The sequence below is a fragment of the Streptomyces sp. NPDC004721 genome (assembly GCF_053601495.1).
The window spans coordinates 166,192-172,987 of sequence record NZ_JBSGBZ010000008.1; the positions used below are offsets into that span (position 1 = coordinate 166,192).

Here is a 6,796-nt window from a genome sequence, read left to right on the forward strand (position 1 = left end):
ACTCTGCAACATAGGCTGCTGGCATGTCCGACGAACCCGAGCGCACACCACAGCCCGCCAAGCCCACCCGGCGCCTCGATGCGCGCAGCCTGCGGGGGCTGGCCCATCCACTGCGTATGAACATCTTTGAACTGCTCAGTCTGGACGGCCCAGCCACCGCCACCGGGCTCGCTGAACGCCTTGGGGAGAACACCGGCACCATCAGTTGGCACCTGCGCCACCTCGCCGAGCACGGCTTCATCGAGGAGGAAACCGGGCGGGGCACGAAACGCGAGCGCTGGTGGAGAAGGGTCGGCGTCACGAATGAGCTGAACACTGCCGATTTCCGCTACGATCCCGACACCCGGGGCGCGCTGTCGGTCTACCTGCACGAACTGGTGCAGCAGTACTTCAGCCGGGTCGTGAACTACATCAGCGAGGACTGGGACGACAGGTGGCGGAACGCCGGCACCGTCTCGGGCTGGAGTGACCTGCGGCTGACCCCGAATCAGCTGGAGGCACTCAACGCGGAGCTGATGGCTGTCATCGCCCGCCACACCCCTGCGCCGGACGCCGAGCCCGCCCCGGACGCGCTCCCTGTCGTGGTGCAACTCCAGTCCTTCCCCCGCAAGGAGCGTGGCACCGCATGAGCCATGGCATACGCGGTGGCCTCCTGCGCCGCCACCGCGATTTCCGCTTGCTGTGGTGCGGCGAGACCGCCGGTAAGTTCGGCGCGTCCGTCACCGGGGTGGCGATGCCGTTGGTTGCTGTCTCCACCTTGCACGCCAGCACGTTCGAGGTCGGCCTGCTGAGCGCCGCCACCTGGGCCCCTTGGATGATCATCGGTCTGCCGGTCGGTGTCTGGGTGGACCGCCTGCGGCGCAGACCGATCATGCTGGCCGCCGCCGCAGTCTCCCTCTCACTCTTCGCCAGCGTCCCGATCACCGCATGGTCCGGCTGGTTGAGTATCGGACTACTGCTGGCCGTCGCCCTGCTGACGGGCACGGCAGCGGTGTTCTTCCAGACCGCCTACAGCGCCTACCTCCCCAGCATTCTGGAACCCGATGACCAGCCCGAGGGCAACGCCAAACTGCACGGCAGCGCGTCCGCCGCGCAGATTGCCGGGCTCGGCTCCGGCGGCCTGATCGCACAGCTGGCAGGTGCGGTGAACGGGATGTTCGCCAACGCCGCGACATTCCTCGTCTCCCTCCTCTGCCTCGCAGGCATCCGGCACCGCGAGCCACGCGTCACCGGAACCGAACATCGCCCCAAAGCACTGGTCAGTGAAGTCCGTGAAGGCCTGCGGCTGATCGCCCTCGACCCCTGGTTTCGCACGTTCACACTCTTCGGAGCCGCATCCAACCTGGCCCTTATGGGATACCAGTCAATCCAGGTGGTCTTCCTGGTCCGGAGCGTCGGCCTGACCCCAGGGACGGTCGGCGCACTCATCGCGGCTACCAGCGCCGGAGGCGTGGCCGGGGCATTCGCCGCACGCCGGGTCGCCCACCGGATTGGCACAGCCCGCGCAACACTGCTGTTCGAACTGGGACTTCCCATGCTCGCTCTACTCATCCCGCTGACCGCCGGCGGAGCCGGGATCCTGCTCTTTGTGACGGGCGGCTTCAGCGTCTCCGCGGGCGTCGTGGCCGGCAACATCATCAAGGCGAGCTTCCAGCAACGCTACTGCCCGCCGGATCTCCTCGGTCGCCTCACCGCAAGCACAGCATTCCTCAGCTACGGAACGATCCCCATCGGAGCACTGCTCGGCGGCGCGCTCGGAACCGCACTCGGCCTCCGCACCGCCATGGCCATCACGACAGCGGGAGTCCCGCTCGCCGCACTGATCCTGCTCTTCTCCCCGATCCGGCGATCCCGAGACCTGCCGACATGTCGCCAGCCAATGAGCAATTCCCAGCTCTCGCTGGATTCTGATGGTGAGCCGGCCCTACCTCGCCATTGACCACGACCGCAGCTGGCAATCGCCCCTCAGAACCGAGCGCCAGGACCTCGCGTCGGATCTCCCGGGGAGGAGAACGTCACGGTCGCCGAAGTCATGGGCAGGGCATAACGCTGCACGTGAACTCGGCTCGAAACGCTGCGAGATGAACAGGGGGCCCGTCACGGGGGATGAACGGGCCCGTCCTTGTCTTGGTGCCGCCCGCGTACCTCTCCCGGACTGCAGGCGGCGTGACCCGCTCAGGGGTCACTGTGTTCAGCGCGTTCCAGGTCCTGCGTGTCACAGGTGGCGGCCTGACCTTGCAAGATCACCGACCTTTTGAACTCGAGTCACGGTGTGCCTGGTGCTCGCGGGTGATCGGCTGGATGTGTGACGTCAGGGACCCTTGATGCGCTGTAAGCGTGGGACCTACCTCCCGCGGGCGCCTGCTTCCCCCAGTGCGGGCTCCTGCGCCGCAGGGGCAGGCAGATGCCGCAGACCGCATCACCCCACCCTGGGCCGCCCGAGCGAAACAGAGAGGCCGAAGTACGATTCTCGTTCGATTGACCGTACGGCTCTGGAAGGACGGCCCTGAGTTCCCAACTGATAGACACCGCAGTGCAGTTGACAGACCTGCTCTGGCGTCAGCACACCGTGTACCGGGACCGGCCCGGGGGTGTGGTCATCCGGGGAGAGCATGTGCAGCGCTGGATCAGTCTCGCCCCCTCGGGTTGCAAGGACGAGATCCTGCTCCGTGCGGGCCGTATCCTCGACGGCGGCACCACCGCTCCGGCGCGCTCAGAGACTGTCGTACCGCTCGGTGCCGGCACTGGCGAGCTCGCCATCGGCATCATGCCGGTGGCGGGCATCCCGCTGCCGTTCGTCTCCTACGGCGACTCGTCCATGTTCGCCGTGTGGGTAGCCGTGGGACTCCTTCAGTCGATAAAGGTCGAGCGGCCCGTGCAGGCCCAGTGCCCAGTGCTGAGTTCTTGGGCCAGGCCCTACGTGTGTTCCCTCAGCGTCACCGCCAACGTCGAGGTGTCCCTCGACCCGGACCCGGATACGGCCCCGGCCCCGGACCCCGGCGCCATACGCGTCCAGCCCTGGTCCGACTCGGTGCTGCTCCAGTGCCGGCCGTCGAACGTCACGGAGGTGGCGTGCAGCGTGGTGGCGTGGCAGACCAGCCACAAGGCGAGGGACCAGCCCGTGGCCGCCTGGTCGGTCGCGATCAGGTAGCTGACGCCGGCGCTGCCTGTCGCGGGTACGGCGGCCGGCGCCCAGCCGAACTCCCGCCGGACGGCCGCCGCGACAGCGTCACCGGCACCGTCCTCGCGTACGGCGTCCGCCGCACCGTTCTGCCCGGCGGAGGCCGTCGGATCGGCCGCGCTCACCGTGCAGCTCAGCGCCGGTCCCGCCCGTCCCGTCAGTACGTCGGCCAGGGTCGTGGCCATGGCCTGGTGCTGTGCGTAGGCCTCTGGGTAGCCGCTGTGCTGGACTTGCTGCGCGGCTTCGGTGACCGGCAGGTTCAGGTAGTCCGGCACCTTGACCAGCGCGTCGAAGAACCTGCCCACCGCGTAGACGGGGTCGCTGATCTGTGCCGGGGTGCCCCAGCCCTGGGACGGGCGCTGCTGGAACAGGCCGAGGGAATCCCGGTCGCCGTGGGAGAGATTGCGGAGTTTGGACTCCTGGATCGCGGTCGCCAGGGCGATGGTGACGGCCCGCTCCGGCAGGCCGCGCGCGTGGGCCACGGCGGCGATGGTCGCGGCGTGGGACGTCTGGTCCAGGTCGAGCGTGACGGTCGTACCGTCCGGGCCATGTGCCGTGCACTCGTCGGGAGTCACCGAGCGGATGAAATGGACGGCGAAATAGCCCACGAGCGCGAGGACCACGCCCAGGCCGATCACCACCGGCCACGCCTTGCGGCGCCCCCACCTGCGTGCCTCCACGTCGACCCTCCTCTTACGTCCACTCGGTTACAGTTCATTTGCGTTATTGCGCAACCATATAACTCTGACGGCTGTCTCCCCTGAGCGGGTTGCACAGCGGTGTATCCGAACGAGGATCGAGGGGGGAAGGCATGACTGGTCGGCGTGGCCCGGCGAAACTGACCGTACGGCCGGGCCGGTCGGGGCGCCTGAGCGACCGGGGACTGGAGCTGGTCCTGCTGCTCGGCGCCATCCTCTGCTGCTACGGCTACGCTGAGACGGCCCTCGCCCTAACCGGGAAGCTGCCGTCCGGCATGGCGACGACGTGCGCGGCTGCGGCCGTACTGCCTCTGGTGTGCCACGTCGCCGTACGCCGGTTCGCGCGGCACGCCGATCCGCTGATCCTGCCGCTGGCCACCCTGCTCAGCGGCCTGGGGCTCGTCCTCATCCACCGTCTCGACATCGCGTACCAGACCCACTACCACCACGCGACGGCTGCGGCGCCCGGGCAGCTGATGTGGTGCGCCATCGCGGTGGCGGTGTTCGCCGGGGCGGTGGTGCTGCTGAAGGACCACCGCAGGCTGCAGCGCTATCCGTACGTCACGATCGCCATGGGCATGGTCCTGCTTATGGCGCCGGCGTTCTACCCCGGTGACGTCTACGGCGCCAAGCGCTGGATCTTCATCGGGCCGCTGTCCTTCCAGCCCGGCGAGTTTGTGAAGATCGTCATCGTGGTGTTCTTCGCCGGGTACCTGACGATGCGCAGGGACGCCCTCGCGCTCGCCGGACGGCGCCTGATGGGCATGTATCTGCCGCGCGGGCGGCAGTTGGGGCCGGTCGCGGCCGTGTGGATACTGAGCCTGCTGGTCCTGATCTTCGAGCGGGACCTCGGCACCTCGCTGATCTTCTTCGGCCTGCTCGTGATCATGCTGTACGTCGCCACCGAGCGGACCAGCTGGGTGGTGTTCGGCGTCGTCATGTTCGCCATCGGCGCCTTCGTCGTCGGCTCCTTCGAACCGCACGTCCACGGCCGTGTCGTCGCCTGGCTGCACCCCATGGACATCTTTCTGCCGCCCGACTAGCGCCCGCCTGGGCTGGTCTCGGACCAGGCCGCCCAGGCCCTGTTCAGCTTCGGCTCGGGCGGCATTCTCGGCACAGGCCTCGGCGAGGGCCATCCGGAACTCATCGGCTTCGCCGGGCGCAGCGACTTCATCCTTACCACGGTTGGCGAGGAACTCGGCCTGGTCGGGGTGACGCTCGTTATCCTGCTCTACGCGCTGCTCGCCGAGCGCGGGCTGCGGACGGCCCTGACCGTCACCGACCCGTTCGGCAAGCTGCTTGCCGCTGGCCTGTCCACGGCGGTCATGCTGCAGGTCTTCGTCGTGTGCGGCGGTGTCACCGGTCTGATCCCGCTCACTGGCAAGGCATTGCCCTTCCTCGCCCAGGGCGGCTCGTCCATGGTCGCCAACTGGCTGCTGGTCGCCGTCCTGATCAAGGTCAGCGATACGGCGCGTCGGCCTCCGCCGGCCCCGGCCGCCGACGTCAGTGCCGCCGAGACTCAGTTCGTACGGCTGTGAGCCCGTCATCCTCTTCGGCGAAAGGGACCCGCTGATGCTCTTCGACGTGAGCCCCCTGGACCCGCTCGTCCTGGGAATCATGATCATCCTGCTCTTCGGCCCGGACAAGCTGCCCGAGGTCATACAGAAGGTAGCCAGGTTCCTGCGGAAGGTCCGCGCGTTCTCCGAGGCCGCCAAGGAAGAGGTCCGCTCGGAACTGGGCCCGGAGTTCAAGAACCTGGAGCTGGCGGACCTGCACCCGAAGACGTTCGTGCGCAAGCACCTCCTCGACGGCGACGGCCTCGGGATCGACGAGATCCGCTCCGCCCTGGACCCGAGGGCGGAGCTGTGGGAGGTGACCGCCGCGGTGAACGGCGAGCCGACGGAGCGGACCGAGCCGACCGGGCGGGCCGAGCGAACCGAGAGCCGGACGGCCTCGCCGCAGCAGGCCCCCGCGCACGCCTACGATCCCGACGCCACCTGAGCCGCGGCGGGTGACCAGGTCGCCTGAGCTGCGCCGAGCGATCCGGCGGAGGGCCGGCCCGTCGCCCGAAGGTGAACGCGCCAGCCCTCCGCCCGGCACTTTCACGTTGTTGTGGACGAGCAGTGCTGACGGTATGTCAGGATGGTGATCGCCCTGCGGGTGGTCGTCGTCAAGCCGCCGCGGCAGGCCCGGTGACCTGGCTCCATACGGTGAAGCGCTGGTTCATCTCGGCTCGGTACTGGGGTGCGGGCAGGCGGTGGCGTCGTGGCCGGAAGTGGGGTGAGATGCCGCTGAACGCGGACAAGAACTGCTGCGCGTGGCCGGGTGAGGTGAAGCGCTTCATCGCTCGTTCCCGCTGGCGGGTCGGCTGGTGGGAGTTCTCGGCCCGGTTGTTCAGGTACTTCGAGGACCGATGCTCCACGCTCGGCATCACCTCGCGGTGGGCCGCGCCGTAGAGGCACGGCCCCGGTGCCACGCCGCCGCCCACTCCAATCCGAGGTCGGCGAGCGGGGCGAGTTTGACGCCGGTGAGCTTGCCCCGACTGCTTTTGGTGTTGGACAGATCAGGCGCTCGTCATCGGAGCAGGCAATGGGGACGGAGACGGCAAAATGCCCGGATGCCAGCCCTTGGACGACGGCGTCCGCATCCGCACCTGGGACCTCGGCGACCTCTGGCACCCCGTGGAGGAGGGTCATAGTCGTGCCCGGCTACCGTCGCGATCGGCAGCCGGGCACTGTTCCGGGTTTCACGCACCGGTTACGTCAGGGTCAAGGCCAACCGGGTCGCTACTTCTTGCCTTTGCCGTGCTTGCCCCCGCAGTGCTTGCCTTTGCCGTGCTTGCCCCCGCAGTGCTTGCCTTTGCCGTGCTTGCCCCCGCAGTGCTTGCCTTTGCCGTGCTTGCCCCCGCACTGCTTGC

At 68.3% G+C, this 6,796-nt stretch carries 4 protein-coding genes and 4 pseudogenes; 6 read left to right on the forward strand and 2 right to left on the reverse strand.

Features of this window, described 5'->3' with window-relative positions; all coding sequences use genetic code 11:
* Positions 1 to 23 precede the first annotated feature (23 nt).
* From ACWEK3_RS09895 to ACWEK3_RS09910, 4 genes and pseudogenes are all read left to right on the forward strand, one after another.
* Positions 24 to 629, forward strand: coding sequence for a helix-turn-helix domain-containing protein (locus tag ACWEK3_RS09895; protein WP_453249430.1), 606 nt, complete (start codon positions 24 to 26; stop codon positions 627 to 629).
* The gene (locus ACWEK3_RS09900) at positions 626 to 1,939 is read left to right on the forward strand and encodes an MFS transporter (protein ID WP_450538301.1); all 1,314 of its coding nucleotides are present in this window, start codon (positions 626 to 628) and stop codon (positions 1,937 to 1,939) included. Before ACWEK3_RS09895 ends, ACWEK3_RS09900 begins: the two co-directional genes overlap by 4 nt.
* 609 nt (positions 1,940 to 2,548) lie before the next feature.
* Positions 2,549 to 2,758 (forward strand): annotated as a pseudogene (locus ACWEK3_RS09905) (hypothetical protein); the annotation flags it as partial.
* Positions 2,753 to 2,884, forward strand: a pseudogene (locus ACWEK3_RS09910) (FtsW/RodA/SpoVE family cell cycle protein); the annotation flags it as partial. The pseudogenes ACWEK3_RS09905 and ACWEK3_RS09910, both read left to right, overlap by 6 nt.
* A gap of 32 nt (positions 2,885 to 2,916) precedes the next feature.
* Here the strand turns inward: ACWEK3_RS09910 and ACWEK3_RS09915 are convergent.
* On the reverse strand, positions 2,917 to 3,861 hold the full coding sequence (locus ACWEK3_RS09915) for a heavy metal transporter (RefSeq protein ID WP_453249431.1): 945 nt from the start codon (positions 3,859 to 3,861) through the stop codon (positions 2,917 to 2,919).
* Between the two features lie 131 nt (positions 3,862 to 3,992).
* On the opposite strand from ACWEK3_RS09915, the pseudogene ACWEK3_RS09920 reads away from it, so the two are divergent.
* Positions 3,993 to 5,417: pseudogene (locus ACWEK3_RS09920) on the forward strand (FtsW/RodA/SpoVE family cell cycle protein).
* Between the two features lie 34 nt (positions 5,418 to 5,451).
* Entirely contained in the window at positions 5,452 to 5,880 is a 429-nt protein-coding gene (locus ACWEK3_RS09925; protein WP_453249432.1) for a sec-independent translocase, read from the forward strand.
* A 169-nt stretch (positions 5,881 to 6,049) separates the two neighbouring features.
* On the opposite strand, the pseudogene ACWEK3_RS09930 reads toward ACWEK3_RS09925, so the two are convergent.
* Positions 6,050 to 6,334, reverse strand: a pseudogene (locus ACWEK3_RS09930) (DDE-type integrase/transposase/recombinase); the annotation flags it as partial.
* Positions 6,335 to 6,796: the final 462 nt, after the last annotated feature.